Source organism: Roseateles sp. (assembly GCF_019237615.1).
Classification (GTDB): domain Bacteria; phylum Pseudomonadota; class Gammaproteobacteria; order Burkholderiales; family Burkholderiaceae_C; genus Pelomonas.
Map to the genome: position 1 here is coordinate 46,582 of NZ_JAFAGT010000012.1, position 19,071 is coordinate 65,652.

General features: G+C 70.0%; 19 protein-coding genes. 13 read left to right on the plus strand and 6 right to left on the minus strand.

Annotated features, from left to right (window positions below):
* The first annotated feature begins 3 nt into the window (after positions 1 to 3).
* From JOY88_RS02200 to acpS, 7 genes are all read left to right on the plus strand, one after another.
* Positions 4 to 396: a DUF4845 domain-containing protein gene (locus JOY88_RS02200; RefSeq protein ID WP_293500004.1), complete on the plus strand. Its 393-nt coding sequence runs from the start codon at positions 4 to 6 to the stop codon at positions 394 to 396.
* 25 nt (positions 397 to 421) lie between these two features.
* On the plus strand, positions 422 to 1,114 hold the full coding sequence (gene rnc, locus JOY88_RS02205) for a ribonuclease III (RefSeq protein WP_293500006.1): 693 nt from the start codon (positions 422 to 424) through the stop codon (positions 1,112 to 1,114).
* Positions 1,111 to 2,019 (plus strand): GTPase Era, encoded by a 909-nt coding sequence (gene era, locus JOY88_RS02210; protein WP_293500008.1) that lies wholly within the window; start codon positions 1,111 to 1,113, stop codon positions 2,017 to 2,019. Before rnc ends, era begins: the two co-directional genes overlap by 4 nt.
* A gap of 112 nt (positions 2,020 to 2,131) precedes the next feature.
* The gene (gene recO, locus JOY88_RS02215) at positions 2,132 to 2,854 is read left to right on the plus strand and encodes a DNA repair protein RecO (protein ID WP_293500010.1); all 723 of its coding nucleotides are present in this window, start codon (positions 2,132 to 2,134) and stop codon (positions 2,852 to 2,854) included.
* 4 nt (positions 2,855 to 2,858) lie between these two features.
* Positions 2,859 to 3,626 (plus strand): pyridoxine 5'-phosphate synthase, encoded by a 768-nt coding sequence (locus JOY88_RS02220; RefSeq protein ID WP_293500012.1) that lies wholly within the window; start codon positions 2,859 to 2,861, stop codon positions 3,624 to 3,626.
* A complete protein-coding gene (locus JOY88_RS02225) occupies positions 3,623 to 4,120 on the plus strand; it encodes a GNAT family N-acetyltransferase (protein ID WP_293500014.1) in 498 nt (165 codons plus the stop codon). The genes JOY88_RS02220 and JOY88_RS02225 overlap by 4 nt, the downstream gene beginning before the upstream one ends.
* Entirely contained in the window at positions 4,117 to 4,509 is a 393-nt protein-coding gene (gene acpS / locus JOY88_RS02230; protein ID WP_293500016.1) for a holo-ACP synthase, read from the plus strand. The genes JOY88_RS02225 and acpS overlap by 4 nt, the downstream gene beginning before the upstream one ends.
* On the opposite strand, the gene JOY88_RS02235 is transcribed toward acpS, so the two are convergent.
* The 4 genes from JOY88_RS02235 to JOY88_RS02250 all read right to left on the minus strand — a co-directional run bounded on the left by JOY88_RS02235 (position 4,506) and on the right by JOY88_RS02250 (position 11,819).
* On the minus strand, positions 4,506 to 5,480 hold the full coding sequence (locus tag JOY88_RS02235; protein WP_293500018.1) for a hypothetical protein: 975 nt from the start codon (positions 5,478 to 5,480) through the stop codon (positions 4,506 to 4,508). The genes acpS and JOY88_RS02235 overlap by 4 nt on opposite strands.
* Positions 5,481 to 5,516: 36 nt before the next feature.
* Positions 5,517 to 7,184 (minus strand): COG3904 family protein, encoded by a 1,668-nt coding sequence (locus JOY88_RS02240; protein ID WP_293500020.1) that lies wholly within the window; start codon positions 7,182 to 7,184, stop codon positions 5,517 to 5,519.
* Positions 7,185 to 7,308: 124 nt separating this feature from the next.
* A complete protein-coding gene (locus tag JOY88_RS02245) occupies positions 7,309 to 8,859 on the minus strand; it encodes a POT-type proton-dependent oligopeptide transporter (protein WP_293500022.1) in 1,551 nt (516 codons plus the stop codon).
* 80 nt (positions 8,860 to 8,939) lie between these two features.
* Complete coding sequence (locus JOY88_RS02250) at positions 8,940 to 11,819, minus strand: Rne/Rng family ribonuclease (protein ID WP_293500024.1); 2,880 nt, start codon at positions 11,817 to 11,819, stop codon at positions 8,940 to 8,942.
* 672 nt (positions 11,820 to 12,491) lie between these two features.
* Here JOY88_RS02250 and JOY88_RS02255 point away from each other — a divergent pair.
* From JOY88_RS02255 to JOY88_RS02270, 4 genes are read left to right on the plus strand one after another with little or no spacing between them, the layout of a single operon-like run.
* Positions 12,492 to 13,430, plus strand: a complete 939-nt coding sequence (locus JOY88_RS02255; RefSeq protein WP_293500026.1) for an RluA family pseudouridine synthase — start codon at positions 12,492 to 12,494, stop codon at positions 13,428 to 13,430.
* Positions 13,427 to 14,086: an HAD family hydrolase gene (locus JOY88_RS02260; RefSeq protein WP_293500028.1), complete on the plus strand. Its 660-nt coding sequence runs from the start codon at positions 13,427 to 13,429 to the stop codon at positions 14,084 to 14,086. The genes JOY88_RS02255 and JOY88_RS02260 overlap by 4 nt, the downstream gene beginning before the upstream one ends.
* Positions 14,079 to 14,465, plus strand: a complete 387-nt coding sequence (locus JOY88_RS02265) for a Rieske (2Fe-2S) protein (RefSeq protein WP_293500030.1) — start codon at positions 14,079 to 14,081, stop codon at positions 14,463 to 14,465. The genes JOY88_RS02260 and JOY88_RS02265 overlap by 8 nt, the downstream gene beginning before the upstream one ends.
* Position 14,466: 1 nt before the next feature.
* Positions 14,467 to 15,456 carry a S49 family peptidase gene (locus tag JOY88_RS02270; RefSeq protein ID WP_524539176.1) on the plus strand — a complete coding sequence of 330 codons (990 nt, stop codon included), beginning with the start codon at positions 14,467 to 14,469 and terminating at the stop codon, positions 15,454 to 15,456.
* Here the strand turns inward: JOY88_RS02270 and JOY88_RS02275 are convergent, their stop codons facing one another.
* The gene (locus JOY88_RS02275) at positions 15,457 to 16,365 is read right to left on the minus strand and encodes a choice-of-anchor A family protein (protein ID WP_293500032.1); all 909 of its coding nucleotides are present in this window, start codon (positions 16,363 to 16,365) and stop codon (positions 15,457 to 15,459) included.
* A 193-nt stretch (positions 16,366 to 16,558) separates the two neighbouring features.
* Positions 16,559 to 16,825, minus strand: coding sequence for a hypothetical protein (locus tag JOY88_RS02280; RefSeq protein WP_293500034.1), 267 nt, complete (start codon positions 16,823 to 16,825; stop codon positions 16,559 to 16,561).
* A gap of 133 nt (positions 16,826 to 16,958) precedes the next feature.
* On the opposite strand from JOY88_RS02280, the gene JOY88_RS02285 reads away from it, so the two are divergent.
* Together JOY88_RS02285 and JOY88_RS02290 are read left to right on the plus strand one after the other, a co-directional pair.
* Positions 16,959 to 18,563: a gamma-glutamyltransferase family protein gene (locus tag JOY88_RS02285; RefSeq protein ID WP_293500036.1), complete on the plus strand. Its 1,605-nt coding sequence runs from the start codon at positions 16,959 to 16,961 to the stop codon at positions 18,561 to 18,563.
* Positions 18,563 to 18,940, plus strand: coding sequence for a PPC domain-containing DNA-binding protein (locus tag JOY88_RS02290; protein WP_293500038.1), 378 nt, complete (start codon positions 18,563 to 18,565; stop codon positions 18,938 to 18,940). Before JOY88_RS02285 ends, JOY88_RS02290 begins: the two co-directional genes overlap by 1 nt.
* Positions 18,941 to 19,071: the final 131 nt, after the last annotated feature.

A 19,071-nucleotide genomic window follows, 5' to 3' on the forward strand; every position in this document is an offset into this window, starting at 1 on the left:
CAGATGAGCCACCGTCGTCCCGTTCGCGCCACCTCCCTCGCTTCGCCGCGCCGCCAGCGCGGCCTCACGCTGATCGGCCTGCTGTTCTGGGGCGGCGTCATCGCCGTGGTGGCCGTCGTCGGCATGAAGGTCTTCCCGACCGTGCTCGAGTACTACACCGTGCAGCGCGTCGTCGACCGCATCGCGGCCGGCAATCCGGCCACCGTGCCCCAGGTGCGCCAGGAGTTCGACAAGGCCAGGCAGGTCGAGTACTCCATCCAGAGCATCAACGGCAGCGATCTTGTCGTCACCAAGGATGGCAACGACAAGGTCGTCATCGAGTTCGCCTGGGACCGGGAGATCGACCTCTTCGGCCCGGTCTACCTGATGATCAAGTACCGGGGCAAATCGCGTTGACCGTGTTGACGCCCGCCTCGCGTCAATGAACGCTGCGCTCGAAGACCTGCAACGCCGCCTCGGCCATCGCTTCCAGCGGACCGAGCTGCTGGCGCGCGCGCTGACCCACCGCAGCTACGGCGCCGACCACAACGAGCGCCTGGAGTTCCTCGGCGACGCCGTGCTGAGCCTGGCCGTTTCCAGCCTGCTCTACGAGCGCTACGCCGGCTCCGACGAGGGCGACCTCACGCGCGTGCGTGCCCACCTGGTGCGCGAGGAGAGCCTGCACAAGCTGGCGCTGGCCCTGGGCCTGCCGGCCGTGCTGAAGATGTCCGACGGCGAGGCCCGCGGCGGTGGCGCGCAGCGCCCCTCCATCCTGGCCGATGCCGTCGAGGCCCTGCTCGGCGCTGCCTACATGGACGCCGGCTATGACGCCGCGCTCGGCATCGTGCGCCGCCTGCTGGGCGACACCATCGCCACCTCCACCAGCGCCGGCGACTTCGCCAAGGACGCGAAGACCGCGCTGCAAGAATGGCTGCAGGCCCGCCGCATCGCCGTGCCGAGCTACCGTATCGTCGCGACGCGCGGCCAGGCCCATGCCCAGACCTTCGAGGTCGAATGCGCGGTGCCGGCGCTCGATGCGGCCGAGCTGGGCGTCGGCCGCTCCCGCCGCACCGCCGAGCAGGAGGCCGCCCGCCGCCTGCTGGATAGACTGACCGCCGAACGAGGCAAACCATGACCGAGACCAAGCCCGCCACCGAATTCCCGCAGCGCTGTGGCCTCATTGCCATCGTCGGCCGCCCGAACGTCGGCAAGTCCACGCTGCTCAATGCCCTCGTGGGCCAGAAGGTCAGCATCACGTCCGACAAGGCGCAGACCACCCGCCACCGCATCACCGGCGTGCGCACGGTGGAGGAGGCGCAGTTCGTCTTCGTCGACACGCCGGGCTTCCAGACCAAGCACAACGCCGCGCTGAACCGCACGCTCAACCGCACCGTGCACGGCGTGCTGGGCGACGTGGACCTGGTGCTGTTTGTCGTCGAGGCCGGCCGCTTCGGCCTGGACGATGCCAAGGTGCTGGGCCTGCTGCCGGCGGACAAGCCGGTCGTGCTGATCGCCAACAAGCTGGACGCCGTGCACCGCCGTGCCGAGCTGGCGCCCTGGCTCAAGGGCATGCAGGAGCGCCGCAACTTCGCCGAGTTCGTGCCGCTGTCGGCCAAGAAGGAGGCCGACGTGACGCGCCTCTTCAAGATCCTCAAGCCCTACCTGCCCGAGCAGGGCTGGTTCTACGACGAGGACGCGCTGACCGACCGCAGCGAGAAGTTCCTCGCCAGCGAGATCATCCGCGAGAAGCTGTTCCGCCTGACGGGCGACGAGCTGCCCTACACCTCCACCGTCGTCATCGACAAATGGGAAGAGGAGGGCGAGCTGCGCCGCATCAGCGCCAGCATCGTCGTCGAGCGCGACGCCCACAAGGGCATGATCATCGGCCAGGGCGGCGAACGCCTGAAGCGCATCGGCTCCGAGTCGCGCCAGGAGCTGGAGCACCTGATGGACGGCCGCGTGTTCCTGGAGCTGTGGGTCAAGGTGCGCTCGGGCTGGGCGGACACGGAAGAGCATCTGCGCAGCTACGGCTACGAGTGACATGACAGCTTCGTCGGGCCGAGCGCCGGGCCGCTCCCAAGCCGGCCCGCGTCCCCCGGGGGGGGCGTCCGGCGTACCCGTCGGGCGAGGGGCGCCAGGACAGCCGGCCTATGTGCTGCACCAGCACGACTGGAGCGAGTCCAGCCTGATCCTGGACCTGTTCACGCGCGAGTCCGGCCGCGTCGCCGTCGCGGCCAAGGGCGCCAAGCGACCCTACTCGCAGCTGCGCGCCGTGCTGCTGCCCCTGCAGCGCATCACCGTCAGCCTGAGCAAGCCCGGGAAATCGGCTTCGGCCGACGGCGGCGAGGTGCAGACGCTGCGCAGCGCCGAATGGGGCGGAGGAGCGACGCTGCCTTCGGGCGCCGCGCTGTTCTCCGGCTACTACCTGAACGAACTGCTGCTCAAGCTGCTGGCCCGCCACGACCCGCATCCGCAGCTCTTCGACGCCTACGCCGACGCGCTGGCCCACCTGGCCGACGGCGACACCGCGCTGCGCGCCTTCGAGCTCAAGCTGCTGGTCGAGCTGGGCCTGCTGCCCGACCTCAGCGTCGTCACGCCCACCCAGGCGCCCGTCGACCCCGCGCGCCGCTACCAGCTCTCGCCCGAGTCAGGCCTGATCCCGCCCACCGGCGACGCCGGCCTGCCCGGCGCACTGCTGATCTCGCTGCAGGCCGCGCTGCTGCACGGCAGCCCGGCGGCGCTGCGCCAGGCCTGCGCCGCCGCGCCCCTGGCCTTGAAGACCACGCTGCGCGGCCTGCTTCACTACCATCTGGGCCACCAGCCGCTGCGCACCCGTGCGCTGATGGTGGACGTGCAACAACTGCTCGATTCGTGACGCCATGAACCCCTTAGCCCACGCCGGCGCCCGTTGCGCCCTGTCGGTCAACGTCAACAAGGTCGCGCTGCTGCGCAACACCCGCCACCTGGGCATCCCCAGCGTGCTGCGCGCCGCCGAGCAGTGCCTGCTGGCCGGCGCGCAAGGCATCACGGTGCACCCGCGACCCGATGCGCGCCACATCCGCAGCGCCGACGTGGACGACCTGGCCGCCGTCCTGCGCGAGTGGCCGCAGGCCGAGTTCAACATCGAGGGCAACCCGACGCAGAACCTGATGGACTTCGTGCGTCGCCACCGCCCGCATCAGGTCACCTTCGTGCCAGACGCCGAGGACCAGTTCACGTCCGACCATGGCTGGACGCTGCCGGCCGATGCCGAACGCCTGCGGCCGCTGATCCGCGAGGCCCAGGACCTGGGCGTGCGCGTCAGCCTGTTCATGGACCCCAACCCCGCCGCGATGGCTGCCGTGGCCGAGCTGGGCGCGGACCGCATCGAGCTCTACACCGAGACCTTCGCCAGCGCCTTCGGTACGCCGCGCCAGGCCGAGGTGCTGGCCGGCTTCACGGCCACGGCTTCGGCCGCGCTGAAGGTGGGCCTGGGGCTGAATGCCGGCCACGACCTGAATCGCGACAACCTTAGCGTCTTCCTGCGCCATGTGCCCGGCGTGCTTGAGGCCTCCATCGGCCACGCCCTCGTCGCCGACGCCCTTGAACTGGGCTACGCCGAGACGGTGAAGGCCTATCTGCGCGTCATCGCGACGGCCTACGCGTGAGCCCGCGCCGTGCCCGCGCGGACGACGCGCCCCGCCTCGCGGCGCTGGCCCGATGGGTGTGGCTGGACAGCTATGCCGCGGACGGCGTGGAGGCGCGCTTCCTGCCCTATCTGGCCGAGTCCTTCACGCCGGCCGTGTTCGAGCAACTGATCGCCGACCCGCTGCAGGTCCTATGGTTGACGGAGGGCGAGGGGGGCGCCCTGCAAGGCTTTGCCCAGCTCAGGCACGGCGTGCCGGCACCGGCGGCCGAGCCGCTTCGGGTGGAGCTGGAGCGGCTCTACGTCGCTCCGCCCTGTACCGGGCGCGGCCTGGGCGCACGGCTGCTGGCCGCCGCGCGTGCCACCTGGCCGGGCGAGGCCTTGTGGCTCAGCGTCTGGGCGGGCAACGAGGGCGCCCGGCGCTTCTACGGCCGAGAGGGCGGGCGCATCATCGGCGAGACCGATTTCATGCTCGACGGCCAGCCCATCCCCAACCTGGTGTTCGCCTTCCCATGATCTACGGCATTGGCACCGACATCTGCGATATCCGCCGCATCGAGGCCACGCTGGCCCGTCGTGGCGAGCGCTTTGCCGAGAAGGTGCTGGGGCCCGACGAGCTGCAGGTCTTCCGCGCCCGCCGCGCGCGCTCCGAGGCACGGGGCCTGCGCTACCTGGCGACACGCTTCTCCGCCAAGGAAGCCTTCAGCAAGGCCGTCGGCCTGGGCCTGCACCTGCCCATGCGCTTGCCCGACTGCCAGATCCTCAACGAGGCCAGCGGCCGGCCGGTGCTGAGGCTCTCCGGCGCGCTGGCGGACTGGTTCGCCGCGCGCGGCCTGAGCGGGCAGGTGACGCTCAGCGACGAGAGCGACTACGCAGTCAGCTTCGTCGTCGTCGAAAAGCTCTAAGGCTTGTTCCGGGCCGCCGGCCCGGCCAGCGATTCGCCCTTGGACTGCATGACCATGTCCATGGCGATGCGCATGAGGCCGTTGTCGGGGGCGTTCATCGTCATCTCCATGTTCATTGCCAGGCGGCTGGCCAGCGGCAGCCGGTCGGCCAGGCGCAGCGAGCTCGTGCCCTTGCCGCGGCCGGTGGCCACCATCTGCAGCATCCTGGGTGGGGTGCCCGCCGCATCGGTGCCGCCCGCGGACGCCGCGGGCTGGGGCAGCGGGGCGTTGAGGTCCATCTTGAGGTCCATGCTCAGGTCGAAGTGGGCCACGCCCTGGGTCACACGCACGAGCGTGTAGCGCAGCGCGCTCTGCATCTGGCCCGCGCCGCTCGGCATGGGCACGGGCATGCTGAACGGCACCTCCACGCTCTCGCCGACCTTCAGCGGCCGCTGGCTCAGTGCCTTGTGCAGCTGCAGCGTCTCGCCGATCATGGTCGTGGCCTGCTGCTTCACGGCCGCATTGAGCTCCGGCGAACCGCCCTCGAGCTTCTGCATCTCGAAGTCGAAGTCCCTGGGATTGAAGCGGGCCGAGAAACTCATGTTCCCGGCCCGGGGCCTTGGCTGTGGCATGGTCTTGCCGCCCATCTCCACGTTGCCGCCCTTGTCGGCGACCGTCACGGTCAACGGCAGCCAGCCGCTGGCATCGGCCGCTCCGACCTCCAGCGTCTGCTCCATCTGCATGGCCATCTTCATCGACCCCATCTGGCCCATGCGCTCGGCCGCCTTGGCGATCTTGGCGCGTTGTTCGTCCGTGGCATCGGGGCCGGCCTCGACGCGCATGCGCATGACGGCCTGCAGATCGATCAACTGGCGCTGATGCTGGCCGGCGCTCGGCGTGGTGTCGAAGCTGATGGCCGTGGGCTCGGCTTGGGCCGTGAGGCCCAGGGCCAGCAGGGCGCCGGGCAGGGGCAGACGACAAATGCGGGTCACCAGCGCAACTCCATGCAGAAAACAGTTAGCCGCTTCTCAGCGGGCGTGGAACAGCAGTCTCTCGGCCAGCTCGCGTCGCGCCGGCGGTTGGGCAGGCAGGCGGTCCAGCATGGCAATGACGGGCTCGCAGGCGGTGCCGGCGCCGGGGCCGTCGGGCGTGTCGGCCCACAGCCGGGCCAGCATGCCCTGCGCGGTCGACCCCACCGAGCGAGCCAGCACCTCCATCTCGATGGCGCTGGGCGGCTTGGGCTGCCAGCGTGGCGGCGTGTCGCTGGCCGCGTCCAGCAGCCACTTGGTCTCGCGGACCTGCAGCTCCTGCGGCATCTGCTGGCGCGCGCCGAGGCGGCCGTCCAGCAGGTCGCGGCAGGCCGGCCGGGTGCCGGGCTGGGGCGGCGCGCGCAGCGCCTTCAGCTGATCGGCGACGATCTGCACATAGCGGCGGCGCAGCGCCGTGCTCGCGCCGTGGACCAGGCCGGGCATGCGCTCCGCCAGCGGCGCCAGTGCGGTGGCCTGCACATCCTCGTCGGCGGCGCCAGCCGCGCGGGCTGCCGACATGCGCCGGGCCACGGCGTCTATGGCGCCGGGCGCTCGCCTCTCGAGCGCCTCCCAGGCCGGGTGCAAGCGCAGCGCGTCGTCGTAGTCGGCCAGGGGCGCCGCGGCAGGTGGCAGCGGGATGGCCAGGGTCCGCGGCGAGGGCGCGATCAGCGCATAGGCCTGCAACTCGTCGCGTGATACGAACCACATGCTGTTCGACGGGGTGCGCAGCGTCTTCTCGATCATGCTCTGCGGCAGGCCCAGCTCGCGGTAGGTCTTGGCCAACTGCTGGTTGGCCAGTTCCTCGAAGACCGGGTTGTAGGTGCCGGTCGAGGCGCGGTGGAAACCCAACTGCCCCTCCGGCGCCAGGTGGCGCGGGTTGCCGGCGAGGAAGACCAGCGTGCAGGCGCTGGCGCAGGTGCCCACGGCACGCGCCTCATGGCGGTGCTCCTTCAGCGCGCCGGCCATGCGCTCGGCCTCGCGCAGGCGGCCGCCGGGGGAGGAGAGCTCCACGCGCTTGAGACCGCGCGCCGCCTCGCTGTCCAGCAATGTGCGCAGGCGCTCGCCGTCGCCCATGCCGATGACGCCATCCAGGCGCAGGCTGCGACCATCGGCCGAGAAGCTGAAACTGGCCTGGCCTATGGGGTCGATGCCGCGCGCCATCTGCCAGAACTCGCCCAGGCCGGGCAGGAAGCCGAACAGCACCGAGGCGGCCAGTTGCAGGCTGCCCACCACCAGGGTGATGCGGGCCAGCCAGCCCCACAACAGCGAGCCGTGGCGGTGCAGATAGGCCGTGGCGGAGCGCCAGGTGCCGACCAGGCACCAGACGTCCAGCGCCACCAGCAGCGGGAAGCCCAGCAGCAAGACGATGGCGCTGACCTGCAGCGAATCGCCCTTGACGCTGATCCAGCTCATCAGGCCGGTCAGCAGCAGCGCCAGCGGCATGGCGACGAGGAAGTTGTTCAGCCAGTAGCTGCGCGGCAGGCTCTGCTCGCCGCGCCAATGGCTGGCGAAATAACTCGGCCTGTCCACCGGGGCGGCTCGCGGCGGGCGGCCCGGCCCGTGGCGCGGGCGATGCGAGGCCTGCTGCCAGGCCGCCTGAGCCTCCGGAGGGGGCGTGCGCGCGTCGGCCGCCGCAGACGTCGGGTCGATGTAGGGACGCTGGGTCATCAGGGGCCGTCAAAAAAGGAAATGCCGCCCGGCGGGCACCGGGCGGCATCGTAGAGCGTAGCGGGCGGCCCCATGCGGCGGGCGGCGCGGGTAATTTCACCCAGGCCGCCGCCGCGGGCGGGCGTCAGCCGCGGTAGTTGTTCTGCATCGGATAGCGCCGCGCCACCAGCGCGAACAGCAGTGCGGCCAGCAGTGCGAAGCCGGCGAAGAAGAACATCAGGCAGGCCGTCTCGCTGTAGCCGGTGGAATGGATGGCCTGCAGCGCCGCCGGGCTCTTGATGCTGACGTTGGACAGCAGCACCCAGAGGTTGCCCACCGTCACCGACAGGCTCCAGAAGCTCATGATGGTGCCTTTCATGGACAGCGGGGCCTGGCTGTAGGCGAACTCCAGGCCGGTGGCCGAGACCAGCACCTCGCCCAGCGTCAGCAGCGCATAGGGCAGCATCTGCCAGACGATGCTGACGGTGGCGCCCTCGTCCAGCCACAGCTGCAGCACGCCGGCCACGATCCAGGCCGCGCCGGCCAGCGCGATGCCCGCGCCCATGCGGCGCAGCGCCGTCACCTTCAGGCCCATGCGTGCCAGCGTCGGGTAGAGCACCATGTTGTTGAAGGGGATGAGGATCATCACCAGCGCCGGATTCAGTGCCTGCATCATGGAAGACTGGAACCACTCGGGCTTGGCCATCTGGTCGGCCTGCAGCACCCAGGTGGAGGCCTTCTGGTCGAACAGAGACCAGAACGGCGTGACCAGCGCGAACAGCACCAGCACGCGCAGCACGGCGCGTGCGCCGTCCACGGCCTCGTCGGAGTGGATGCCGCGCGCGCGCTCCAGCTGCAGCGCGGCGCCCGCGCCACCGAAGCCCATCACCAGAACCAGCGCCAGGCAGACCGCGGCGACAAAGCCCAGGCCGCCCATCTGGCTCAGGCTGTAGGCCGCACCGACCAGGCCCAGCGCCGCGACGCCCAGCCCCAGGCTGCCGCCCTTCAGCGCCGTCCACACCACCTTCAGGAAGCTGTGTGGGTTGGCGCCGCGGGCCGGCTGGTGCACATACTTCTTGCGGCCGCTCCACAGGATCAGCGTGGCCAGGCCCATCAGCACGCCGGGCAGGCCGAAGGCCACGCCGGCGCCGAAGGTCTTGAGGATGACGGGCATCAGCAGCGACGCGAAGAACGAGCCGAAGTTGATGATCCAGTAGAACGCGTCATAGACCTTCTGCGCCAGCGAGCGGTTGCCCTTGTCGAACTGGTCGCCGACGAAGCTGCTGACCAGCGGCTTGATGCCGCCCGAGCCCAGCGAGATCAGGAACAGGCCGAAGTAGAACCCGCGGATGTTGTTCTCGAAGAATGCCAGGCAGGCGTGGCCTGCGCAGTAGACGAGGCTGAGCCAGAAGATGGTGGGGTACTTGCCGAAGAAGCGGTCGGCCAGCCAGCCGCCCAGCAGCGGGAAGAAGTAGACGCCGATGACGAAGGTGTGGAACACCTCCTTGGCCTCGGCCTTGCGCATCTCCTCGGGGATGGCCAGCAGCAGGCTGGTCATCATGAACACCGTCAGGATGTTGCGCATGCCGTAGAAGCTGAAGCGCTCGCACCCCTCGTTGCCGATGATGTAGGGGATCTGCGGCGGCATCTTGGCCGGCGCCGTGTTCGCGTGGGGGTTCGCGGTAGTCGTGGTCATGGAAGGCCTCGGTGAAGCTCGACAAAGCAAAACGCCGCCGGCTTGTGGCCGGCGGCGCTCTAGGGGTCAACCCTGAGGGGTCATGCCTCGAAGGGCAGCTTGACCTGGCTCAGATCCTTGCGGGTCTCGACGAGCACCAGCGGGCCCTCGTCGACGACGACGACCGGCGCCGGCTCGCGGCCCAGCGCGGCCGGCGCAGGCTCGGCGGCGATGGCGGCCTGGGCGGCGGCGATCTTGCCGGCGTCCGAGTTGACCCATTGCAGACCGGCGCCTGCGGCGATGGCCTGCAGCTCGTTCATCGGCAGCTTGAAGGCTTCGGCGACGGGGGCGGGAGCCTGGACCGGCGCGGGCGCCGCGACCACGGGTGCCGAGGCCGGCGCGGCGGCAATGGCCTCCTCGATCAGCGAGCTCTGCACCGGGGCGGCGGGCGCGGCCGGTTCGGCGGCTGCGGTCTCGTGGGCGACCGGGGTGTCCTGTCCATCGACGGCGCCTTCCTCGCGGCGGTTGCGATTGCGGTTGCGGCCACCGCGACGGCGGTTTTCGCGGCCATGGCCTTCGCCGGTGTCATCGCTCTCGACCACCGGCGTGGCGTCAGCCGCGGCGGCTTCGGCCGGCGTGTCCGTGCCGGCTTCGACGGCGCCCTCGGTGCCGGCCGCACCGGCCTGCTCCTCACGGTCACGACCTCCACGGCGGCGGCGACGGCCGCGGCCCTGGCGCTCTTCGCCGGCCGGCGTGTCGCCGGTCGGAGGCAGGGCGGCTTCGGCCTGGCTGTCAATGAAGGCGGGCGGCGCATCGTGGACCGCGGTCAGGTCCTCGCTCAGCGGCGCGGTCGCCGGCAGGGCGGCCTCGACCGGCGGGCGCTCCTGGCGTTCCTGGCGCTCGCCACGCGGGCGGCGCTCCTGGCGCTCCTGGCGCTCGCTGCGTTCGCCACGCTCGGGGCGTTGCTGCTGTTCGGGCTTGTCGCCGCCTTCGGCACGCTTGTTGTTGCGGTCGGTGCGTTCGCCACGCTCGCTGCGGGCCTCCTGCGGCTTGCCGTCACGGCGGCCACCGCGTTCGCCACGCTCACCACGCTCACCACGTTCGCCACGTTCGCCACGTTCGCCACGTTCGCCACGGCGGCCATCGCGGCCACCGTCGCGGCGGCCGTCACGGCCGCCTTCGCGCTTGGGCTTGTCGGTGGCGGCGGGGGCGGGCGCCTCCACGGTCGGCACGGGGGCCGGGGCCGAGTCGCCACCGCCGAAGAAGCTGATCAGGCGGCTGAAGAAGCCCTTGGCGGCCGGTGCGGGTGTGGCCGCCACGGGCGCGGGGGCCGGTGCCGCGACGGGCGCAGGCGCCGGTGCGGCGACGGGCGCGGGCTGCTCGGGCAGGATGCCCTTGATGACGGGCTCCTGCTTGTTCTTCTTCTCGATGTCGCCGCGGCGGGTGATGCCCACCTCGTCCTGCGGCTCCTCGATCATCGTGTAGCTGGCCTGCAGGTTCTCCAGGCGCGGATCGTCATGGCGCAGGCGCTCCAGCTTGTAGTTGGGCGTCTCGAGGTGCTTGTTGGGCACCAGCAGCACGGTGACGCGCTGCTTCAGTTCGATCTTGGTGATCTCGGTGCGCTTCTCGTTCAGCAGGAACGAGGTCACCTCCACCGGCACCTGCACATGCACGGCGGCGGTGTTGTCCTTCATGGCCTCTTCCTGGACCATGCGCAGGATCTGCAGCGCCGACGACTCGGTGTCGCGGATGTGGCCGGTGCCGTTGCAGCGCGGGCAGGTGATGTGGTTGCCTTCGCTCAGCGCCGGGCGCAGGCGCTGGCGGCTCATTTCCAGCAGGCCGAACTTGCTGATCGAGGCGAACTGAACGCGTGCGCGGTCGTTGCGCAGCGCGTCGCGCAGGCGCTGTTCCACGTCACGGCGGTTCTTGCTCTCCTCCATGTCGATGAAGTCGACGACGATCAGGCCGCCCAGGTCGCGCAGCCGCATCTGGCGGGCGATCTCGTCGGCCGCTTCGAGGTTGGTGCGGGTGGCGGTCTCCTCGATGTCGCCGCCGCGGGTGGCGCGGGCCGAGTTGACGTCGACGGAGACGAGGGCTTCCGTGTGGTCGATGACGATGGCGCCGCCCGAGGGCAGGTTCACCGTGCGGCTGTGGGCCGTCTCGATCTGGTGCTCGATCTGGAAGCGGCTGAACAGCGGCGCGTCGTCACGGTAGCGCTTCACGCGATGGCCCTGGTCGGGCATCACGTGGTTCATGAACTGGTGGGCCTGCTCGAACAGGTCGTCGGTGTCGATCAGGATCTCGCCGATGTCGGCGGTGAAGTAGTCGCGGATCGCGCGGATGACGAGGCTGCTCTCCTGGTAGATCAGGAAGGCGCCCTTGCCGCCCTTGGACGCGTCATCGATCGCGGTCCAGAGCTTGAGCATGTAGTTGAGGTCCCACTGCAGCTCGGCGGCGGAACGGCCGATGCCGGCGGTGCGGGCGATCAGGCTCATGCCCTTGGGGTACTCGAGCTGGTCGAGGTTCTCCTTCAGCTCCTCGCGGTCCTCGCCCTCGATGCGGCGGCTCACGCCACCGCCGCGCGGGTTGTTGGGCATCAGCACCAGGTAGCGGCCGGCCAGCGAGATGAAGGTGGTCAGCGCCGCACCCTTGTTGCCGCGCTCTTCCTTCTCGACCTGGACCAGCAGCTCCTGGCCTTCCTTGATCGCGTCCTTGATCGTCGCGTTCTTGACGTCCGCGCCTTCGCGGAAGAACTGGCGCGAGATTTCCTTGAACGGCAGGAAGCCGTGGCGGTCCTCGCCGTAGTCGACGAAGCAGGCCTCGAGCGAGGGCTCGACCCGCGTCACGACGGCCTTGTAGATGTTGCCCTTGCGCTGTTCGCGGCCTTCGATTTCGGTCTCGAAGTCCAGCAGCTTCTGGCCGTCGACGATCGCGAGGCGCCGCTCTTCCGGCTGCGTCGCATTGATCAGCATGCGTTTCATGTCATCACTCCTCGCGCGCCCCGTGCGGAGACGCGCCACGTCATGCCACCCGCAGGTGGCGTTCAAGACGCACGAGCGACAGCGTGGAACCGTGGAAGGAGTGCCCTGGACCGCTCGGGTTTCTGACGGGGGTCAGACGCCGGGCGGCGTTGGCGCATGCGACCGGGCGGTCATGGCACGGCGGAGTCCAGCCTCGACCCAGCCGCGCGTGAACGCGAACGCGCCGGGCCAGGCGACCACCGCAGCTTCTGGCTGGGGTCGCGCGGCGGGGCGCAGCGGGTGGGGGAGGAAAGGGCTCATCCGCGAAGGACTGCTGGACGCTGGCGCAAGCCTTTGCGGTCCGGTCGTTGGATCGGACCACGCGCGCTCACGCCGTGAAAACCTTGTTTGGCAGCCGGCGCTCTTCTCGTTTCTGGACTTTTGAAGAGGAGCCGGTGGGTTCCGGGTGTCATCGCTCTGCCGCACCCTGTTGCCGACCGCCGTTTCACTTGGGGAAACCGCCTGCCGACCGCAAGATGCGTTGCATCGCCTGGTTGTGGCCAGGGGGCTAGCCCCACCGGCCCCGCATTGCCGCCGCTAAAATCAAAAAAATCAAACACTTACGGCAGCAACGTGGTGAAAAGGATTATAGGGGCAGGCCCTGAGGCCCCCGCCACGGCGTTGACATCCGCTGTGGGTACGGACAAACCCTCGGTTCGGCGCGTCGTCGTGGACGATGGATCGGCTGGCCAACGCCTGGACAACTTCCTGTTGCGCGAGCTCAAGGGCGTGCCCAAGACCCATGTCTACCGGCTCATCCGCTCGGGCGAGGTGCGCGTCAACAAGGGGCGGGCGCAGGCCGACACGCGCGTCGAGCTGGGTGACGAGGTGCGCATCCCGCCGGTGCGCCTGCCCGAGAAGGCGGCCGCGCCCGAGGTGCCGGCGCGCGAGTTCCCGGTCGTCTTCGAGGACGAGCATCTGCTGGTCATCGACAAGCCGGCCGGCGTTGCCGTGCATGGCGGTTCGGGCGTCAGCTACGGCGTCATCGAGGCACTGCGCCGCGCGCGCCCGACGGCCAAGTTCCTGGAGCTGGTGCACCGGCTGGACAAGGAGACCTCGGGTCTCCTGATGATCGCCAAGAAGCGCAGCGCGCTCGTCAACCTGCAGGACCAGTTGCGCGACCGCGAGACCGGCAAGACCTATGCCGCGCTGGTGTGGGGCGACTGGCCCGACAAGCTCAAGGTCGTCGACGTGCCCCTCGTGAAGTTCGTCGGCAGCGACGGCGAGCGCTGGGTGAGGCCCGGCAAGCCGGACGAGGCGCAGGCCAAGCGCTCCATCAGCCTCGTCAAGGTCGCTCAACGGACGCCGCGCTTCAGCCTGCTGGATGTGACCATCAAGACCGGCCGCACGCACCAGATCCGCGTCCACCTGCAGCAGGCCGGCCACCCCATCGTGGGCGACCCCAAGTACGGCGACTTCGAGCGCAACCGCGAGCTGGCGCGCGGCGCGCTGAAGTTCGACCGCATGTTCCTGCACGCCCGCCGGCTGCGCTTCACCCATCCGGCCACCGGGGCCGAGATGACGCTGGAAGCGCCGCTGCCGCCGGACTGTGCGAAGCTGATGAACCCATGAGACCCCAACGCTTTGACCTGATCGCCTTCGACTGGGATGGCACCCTGTTCGATTCCACCGCCCTGATCGCGCGCTGCATCCAGCGCGCGGCCGTCGACATCGGCGAACCCGAGCCCGAGTTCGAGCGCGCCAAGTACGTCATTGGCCTGGGCCTGCGCGACGCGCTGGAGCATGTGGTGCCGGGTCTGTCGCACGACCGCTACGGCGAGCTGGGCCTGCACTATCGCCACCACTACCTGGGTTCCGAGCACGAGGTGTCGCTGTTCGACGGCAGCCTGGAGATGCTGAAGGCCTTGAAGGCGCGCCACCACTGGCTGGCCGTCGCCACCGGCAAGAACCGCGTGGGCCTGGACCGCGTGCTGGCCCATGCCGAGCTGACGAGCATGTTCGACGGCAGCCGTACGGCCGACGAGACGCGTTCCAAGCCGCACCCGCAGATGCTGCTGGAGCTGATGCGCGAGTTCGGTACCGAGCCCGAGCGCACGCTGATGGTCGGTGACACCACGCATGACCTGCTGCTGGCGGCCAATGCCGGCGTGGCGAGCGTGGGTGTCAGCTTCGGCGCGCATGACCCCGAGACCTTTGCCGAGCACGGACCGCTGTTCGTCGCGCATTCCACGCGCGAACTGCACGACTGGCTGATCCAGCATGCCTGAGCACGATGCCTCGCCGCCGCAGCGCCTGTGCGCGTCGACCGAGTTGCAGGAGCGCGGCAAGGCCGTCGGCTTCGACGTCATCCAGTGGCGCGAGCCGGTGCGCGCCTTCGCGCTGCGCTTCGACGGCCAGGCCGTGGCCTATCTGAACCGCTGCGCCCATGTGCCTACCGAGATGGACTGGCAGGAGGGCGAGTTCCTCGACCGCGACAAGCGCTACATCATGTGCAGCATCCATGGCGCGGTCTACGACCCCCTGACCGGCCAGTGCCTGATGGGCCCCTGCACCCGTGGGCGGCTGACGAAGATAGAACTGACTGAACGCGACGGTCAGGTGTATTGGCACCCGACGCGCGACACCCAACCCGCCTTCGAAGGTTGACATGAGCACTCCCGACGACGACCTGCCGCCTCCCATGCAAGAGCCCGTGGGCGTTCCGCCGCCCCGCGTGGCGCCGCAGCACGAGGCCTTGCTGGCCCAGCTGGCGCGCGACTTCCTGCACGAGCGGCGCATCGAGCGGCGCTGGCGTACGAGCTTCCGGCTGTTCTGGCTCGCGCTGGCAATCCTGCTCGTCTACGGCGTGTGGCAGGGCCGGCACCTGACGCCGTCGGCCACGCCGCACACGGCACTCGTCGAGGTGCGCGGCGAGATCGCCGCCGACTCCGAGGCCAGTGCCGAGCTGCTGCTTGCCGCGCTGAAGGACGCCTTCAAGGATGATGCTGCCCAGGCCGTCGTGCTGCGCATCAACTCGCCCGGCGGCAGCCCGGTGCAGGCCGGCATCGTCTACGACGAGATCAAGCGGCTGCGCCAGCAGTACGACAAGCCGGTCTATGCCGTCGTCGAGGAGATGTGCGCATCGGGTGCCTACTACATCGCCGCGGCGGCCGACGAGATCTACGTCGACAAGGCCTCGGTGGTGGGCTCCATCGGCGTGCTGATGGATGGCTTCGGTTTCACCGGGCTGATGGACAAGCTGGGTGTCGAGCGCCGCCTGCTGACCGCCGGCGAGAACAAGGGCATGCTGGACCCGTTCAGCCCGCTGCAACCCAAGCAGCGGGCCTATGCCCAGGCCATGCTGGACCAGATCCACCAGCAATTCATCACCGTCGTGCGCGAGGGTCGTGGCAAGCGGCTCAAGGAGACGCCCGACACCTTCTCGGGCCTGTTCTGGAATGGCGAGCAGGCCGTCACGATGGGGCTGGCCGATCACTTCGGCAACCTGGATTACGTGGCGCGCGAGGTCGTCAAGGCCGAGGAGGTCGTCGACTACACGCCCAAGGACAACGTGGCCGAGCGCCTGGCCAAGCGCTTCGGCGCGGCCATCGGCGCCGGCGCCGTGAAGGCGCTGCGCGATATCGCGCCCATCCGCTGATCAGCGGCGGGCGCGGCGGCCGGCGGCCAGCAGCGCCGCGAGGCCCAAACCGACCAGCGCGACCGAGCCCGGCTCCGGCAGCGCCTGCGCCGTCGGCGTCTGCGGTCGCACGCTGGTCGTGCCCGGGATGGGCGCGTCGTTCACCTGCATGCTGGTGTTCCAGTTGTTCACGACCACCTGGCCGTTGATCTGGCCCCAGCCCGGGTTGACCGTGGCGTCCAGCGCCAGCAGCGAGGCGTTGATGCCGCCGTTGAGCAGCACGCTGACGGCGTCGACCAGGTTGAAGATGACCTGACCCTTCTCGAAGCCCGTGTAGCCGTGGTTGCCGAAGTCCACCATGCTGCCGTGCACGTTGATGAGCACCTGCGAGCCGGCGGCCAGCCCGTCGATCTGCATGTTCTTCAGCAGGTCCGAGGCCTGGACGTCGAAGACGGCCAACGACTGGCCGCTCGCGTTGAAGTGCAGCGTGCCCCACTGGTCGTAGGCCGAGCCGGTGTTGGCCATCGCGTCCCAGGCTTGCGAGAGCTGGCTCAGCCGCGCGCGCTCTGCGGCGAAATCGATGCCCGTGCCGGACTGCACGCCGCCCTTGACCGTGCCGGACTGCGATGGCGTGTAGCTGCCGCCCACCTGCACGCCACCCCAGATCGATCCGCTCGTGAAGGTCAGGTTGCCGCCCACGGTGAGGCCCGTGCCGGCGTACAGCGCGCTGGAGCCGGTCTTGGTGTTGATCGAATAGCCGCTGATGTTGGCGTTGCCGCCGACGGCCACGCGGCCCTCCACGTCGCTGCTGCTCACGTTCATGTTGCCGAAGGCCAGCAGGTTGAGGCTGGCGTCCAGGCCTAGCGTGACCGGCGCGGCATGCGCGGCGCAGGTGGCGAAAACGGCGGCGAGAAGGGCGAGTCGGCGCATCGGGCGTGGGGAGGGTTGGCGTAGCTCGCCAGTCTAGGAAGCCTTTCCTCGGGCGCACCACGCCCCGATGCGGGGGAAGGCGAGCCGCTTCGCGACGCAGTTCACGATTGGCCGGCAAAGTGTTGGCTGAGCTCCCACAAAGGAAAAGGCCGCAGCCTGGCGGGCTGCGGCCTTGCGTGTAGCGCAGTTGCGCTTACTGTGCCTTGGTGTCGGTCTTGGCGGGAGCGTCGCCGGTCTTGGCCTCGGCGTGCTTCTTCTTGGCATGGTGCTTGTGGCCATGCTTGGCACCGCTGGCCGCTTCGGCGGGCGCGGTGGCCGCAGCGGGCATCGCCGTCGTCGTGGCGGCGGCCGGCTTGGTGGCCGGTGCAGGCGTTGCGGCCGGGGCCGGGGTCTGCGCCAGGGCCACGCCCGAGGCGAGCGTGATGAGGGCGGTAGCGAGGGTGGTCTTCAGCGTGTTCATCTTCAAGGCTCCAGGGTGGTTGAGATTTCGGTTCGGGCTCGCGAGAGCTTGTGGAGACAACGAGGCCCCGCCGCCGCCGGTTGACCCCCACAACCTGCGTTGCAAAACATTACAACGGCCAGAATCGGGCGCCATGACTCTCTTCGACTGGAAGACCGGCTATCCGAGCCGGCGCAGCCCGCTGTTCGCGCGCAACATCGTCTCGACCTCGCATCCGCTTGCGGCTCAGGCCGGCCTGCGCGTGCTGCAGGTGGGCGGGAATGCGGTCGACGCGGCCATTGCCACCGCGGCCTGCATGACGCTTGTGGAGCCCTGCAGCAACGGCCTGGGATCGGACGCCTTCTGCATCCTGTGGGACGGCAGCCGCCTGCACGGCCTCAACGCGTCCGGACCGGCGCCCGCCGCATGGACACCGGAGTCCTTCGAAGGGCCGGCCATGCCCAGGCGCGGCTGGGGCTCGGTGACGGTGCCGGGCGCCGTCGGGGGGTGGGCTGCCCTGAGCGAGCGCTTCGGCCGGCTGCCGTTCGCGGACCTGATGCAGCCGGCCATCGAGATCGCCGAGCGCGGCTACGCCGTGCCGCCCATCGTGCAGGGCAAGTGGGCCATGGCCGCGGCGCTGGGCGAGCTCACGTCGCAGCCCGGCTTTGCGCCGGCCTTCCTGCCCCGGGGCCGTGCGCCAGAGGTGGGCGAGCTGTTCCGCTTCCCAGACGCGGCACGCAGCCTGAGGCTGATCGCCGAGAGCCGGGGCGAGGCCTTCTATCGCGGCGAGATGGCTGCCGCGCTGGCCCGCTTCGCCCGCGAGACCGGTGGCGCGCTGACCGAGGCCGACCTCGCGGCCTACCGGCCCGAATGGGTCGCGCCGCTGGCCAAGGACTTCGCCGGCCACACGCTGCACGAGATCCCGCCCAACGGCCAGGGCATCGCGGCGCAGATGGCACTGGGGCTGCTGGAGCATTGGGATATCGCGGCGCATGCGGTGGACAGCCCCGAGGCCCAGCACTTGATGATCGAGGCGATGAAGCTGGCCTTCGCCGACGTCTACCGCTTTGTCGCCGAGCCGGGGTCGATGCCGGTCGGCGCGGAGCAACTTCTGGATCCCGGCTACCTCGCCGCCCGCGCCAGGCTCATCGACCCGGCCCGTGCCCAGGTCTTCGGTGCCGGCAACCCCGTCAAGGGCGGCACCATCTACCTGACTGCGGCCGACGAGCGCGGCATGATGGTCAGCTTCATCCAGAGCAACTACATGGGCTTCGGTTCCGGCCTGGTGCTGCCGGGCTATGGCGTCAGCCTGCAGAACCGCGGCCACTGCTTCACGCTGGAGGCGGGCCATCCGAACCGGGTCGCGCCGGGCAAGCGGCCCTTCCACACCATCATCCCCGGCTTCCTGACCCGCGACGGCGCGCCCGTCATGAGCTTCGGCGTTATGGGCGGCAACATGCAGCCGCAAGGCCACCTGCAGACGCTGGTGCGCATGCTCAGCTATGGCCAGAACCCGCAGGCAGCCTGCGACGCGCCGCGCTGGCGCTTCAACGAGGGCCTGTCCATCAACGTCGAGCCGCACATGCCGGGGGCCACCGTCGCGGCGCTGCAGGCGCGCGGCCACCAGATCGGCGACATCCATGACAGCTATCAGGACTTCGGCGCCGGCCAGTTCATCTGGCGGCTGGGCGAGCCGGGGGTCGAAGGCTATGTGGCCGCCAGCGATCCGCGCCGCGACGGCGCGGCGGTGGGCTGGTGATGCTGGAGGCGCTGCGCCTGAACCCCGGCGACGACCTGCGCGGCGCGCTGGAGGCGACCGGGCGCACGGGCTTCGTCGTGGCGGGCATAGGCAGCCTGTCGCAGGCGCAGCTGCGCCTGGCCGGCGAGCCGGAGCCGACCCCCATCGCCGGGCCGCTGGAGATCCTGACGCTGAGCGGCAGCCTGACGCCGGACGGTGCTCACCTGCATGCCAGCGTCGCCGATGCCGCGGGCCGGGTCATCGGCGGCCATGTGTGCGCCGGCTGCACGGTGCGCACGACGGCCGAGCTGCTCGTCGCGCCGCTGCCTGCCGGCTCGCTGGGGCGCGCCTTCGACGCGGCGACCGGCCATGCCGAGCTGGTGTTGCGTCGATCATGACGGCCGGCACGCGACACCGGCCGGCCGCGCTGCTAGCATGCCGCTCATGACCAAGTTGCTCGACCTCGACTGACGCGCCTCACGCGCGTCCTTTCCCGGCGGGGCCGCCCCCGCCTGTCGAGTCTCGAAAG

What these genes read in the sequence shown, in the direction of transcription:
- JOY88_RS02200 (WP_293500004.1), top strand. Translation starts at nt 4, where the DNA reads ATGAGCCACCGTCGTCCCGTTCGCGCCACCTCCCTCGCTTCGCCGCGC.
- rnc (WP_293500006.1), top strand. Translation starts at nt 422, where the DNA reads ATGAACGCTGCGCTCGAAGACCTGCAACGCCGCCTCGGCCATCGCTTC.
- era (WP_293500008.1), top strand. Translation starts at nt 1,111, where the DNA reads ATGACCGAGACCAAGCCCGCCACCGAATTCCCGCAGCGCTGTGGCCTC.
- JOY88_RS02220 (WP_293500012.1), top strand. Translation starts at nt 2,859, where the DNA reads ATGAACCCCTTAGCCCACGCCGGCGCCCGTTGCGCCCTGTCGGTCAAC.
- acpS (WP_293500016.1), top strand. Translation starts at nt 4,117, where the DNA reads ATGATCTACGGCATTGGCACCGACATCTGCGATATCCGCCGCATCGAG.
- JOY88_RS02240 (WP_293500020.1), bottom strand. Translation starts at nt 7,184, where the DNA reads ATGACCCAGCGTCCCTACATCGACCCGACGTCTGCGGCGGCCGACGCG.
- JOY88_RS02245 (WP_293500022.1), bottom strand. Translation starts at nt 8,859, where the DNA reads ATGACCACGACTACCGCGAACCCCCACGCGAACACGGCGCCGGCCAAG.
- JOY88_RS02250 (WP_293500024.1), bottom strand. Translation starts at nt 11,819, where the DNA reads ATGAAACGCATGCTGATCAATGCGACGCAGCCGGAAGAGCGGCGCCTC.
- JOY88_RS02260 (WP_293500028.1), top strand. Translation starts at nt 13,427, where the DNA reads ATGAGACCCCAACGCTTTGACCTGATCGCCTTCGACTGGGATGGCACC.
- JOY88_RS02265 (WP_293500030.1), top strand. Translation starts at nt 14,079, where the DNA reads ATGCCTGAGCACGATGCCTCGCCGCCGCAGCGCCTGTGCGCGTCGACC.
- JOY88_RS02270 (WP_524539176.1), top strand. Translation starts at nt 14,467, where the DNA reads ATGAGCACTCCCGACGACGACCTGCCGCCTCCCATGCAAGAGCCCGTG.
- JOY88_RS02275 (WP_293500032.1), bottom strand. Translation starts at nt 16,365, where the DNA reads ATGCGCCGACTCGCCCTTCTCGCCGCCGTTTTCGCCACCTGCGCCGCG.
- JOY88_RS02280 (WP_293500034.1), bottom strand. Translation starts at nt 16,825, where the DNA reads ATGAACACGCTGAAGACCACCCTCGCTACCGCCCTCATCACGCTCGCC.
- JOY88_RS02285 (WP_293500036.1), top strand. Translation starts at nt 16,959, where the DNA reads ATGACTCTCTTCGACTGGAAGACCGGCTATCCGAGCCGGCGCAGCCCG.
- JOY88_RS02290 (WP_293500038.1), top strand. Translation starts at nt 18,563, where the DNA reads ATGCTGGAGGCGCTGCGCCTGAACCCCGGCGACGACCTGCGCGGCGCG.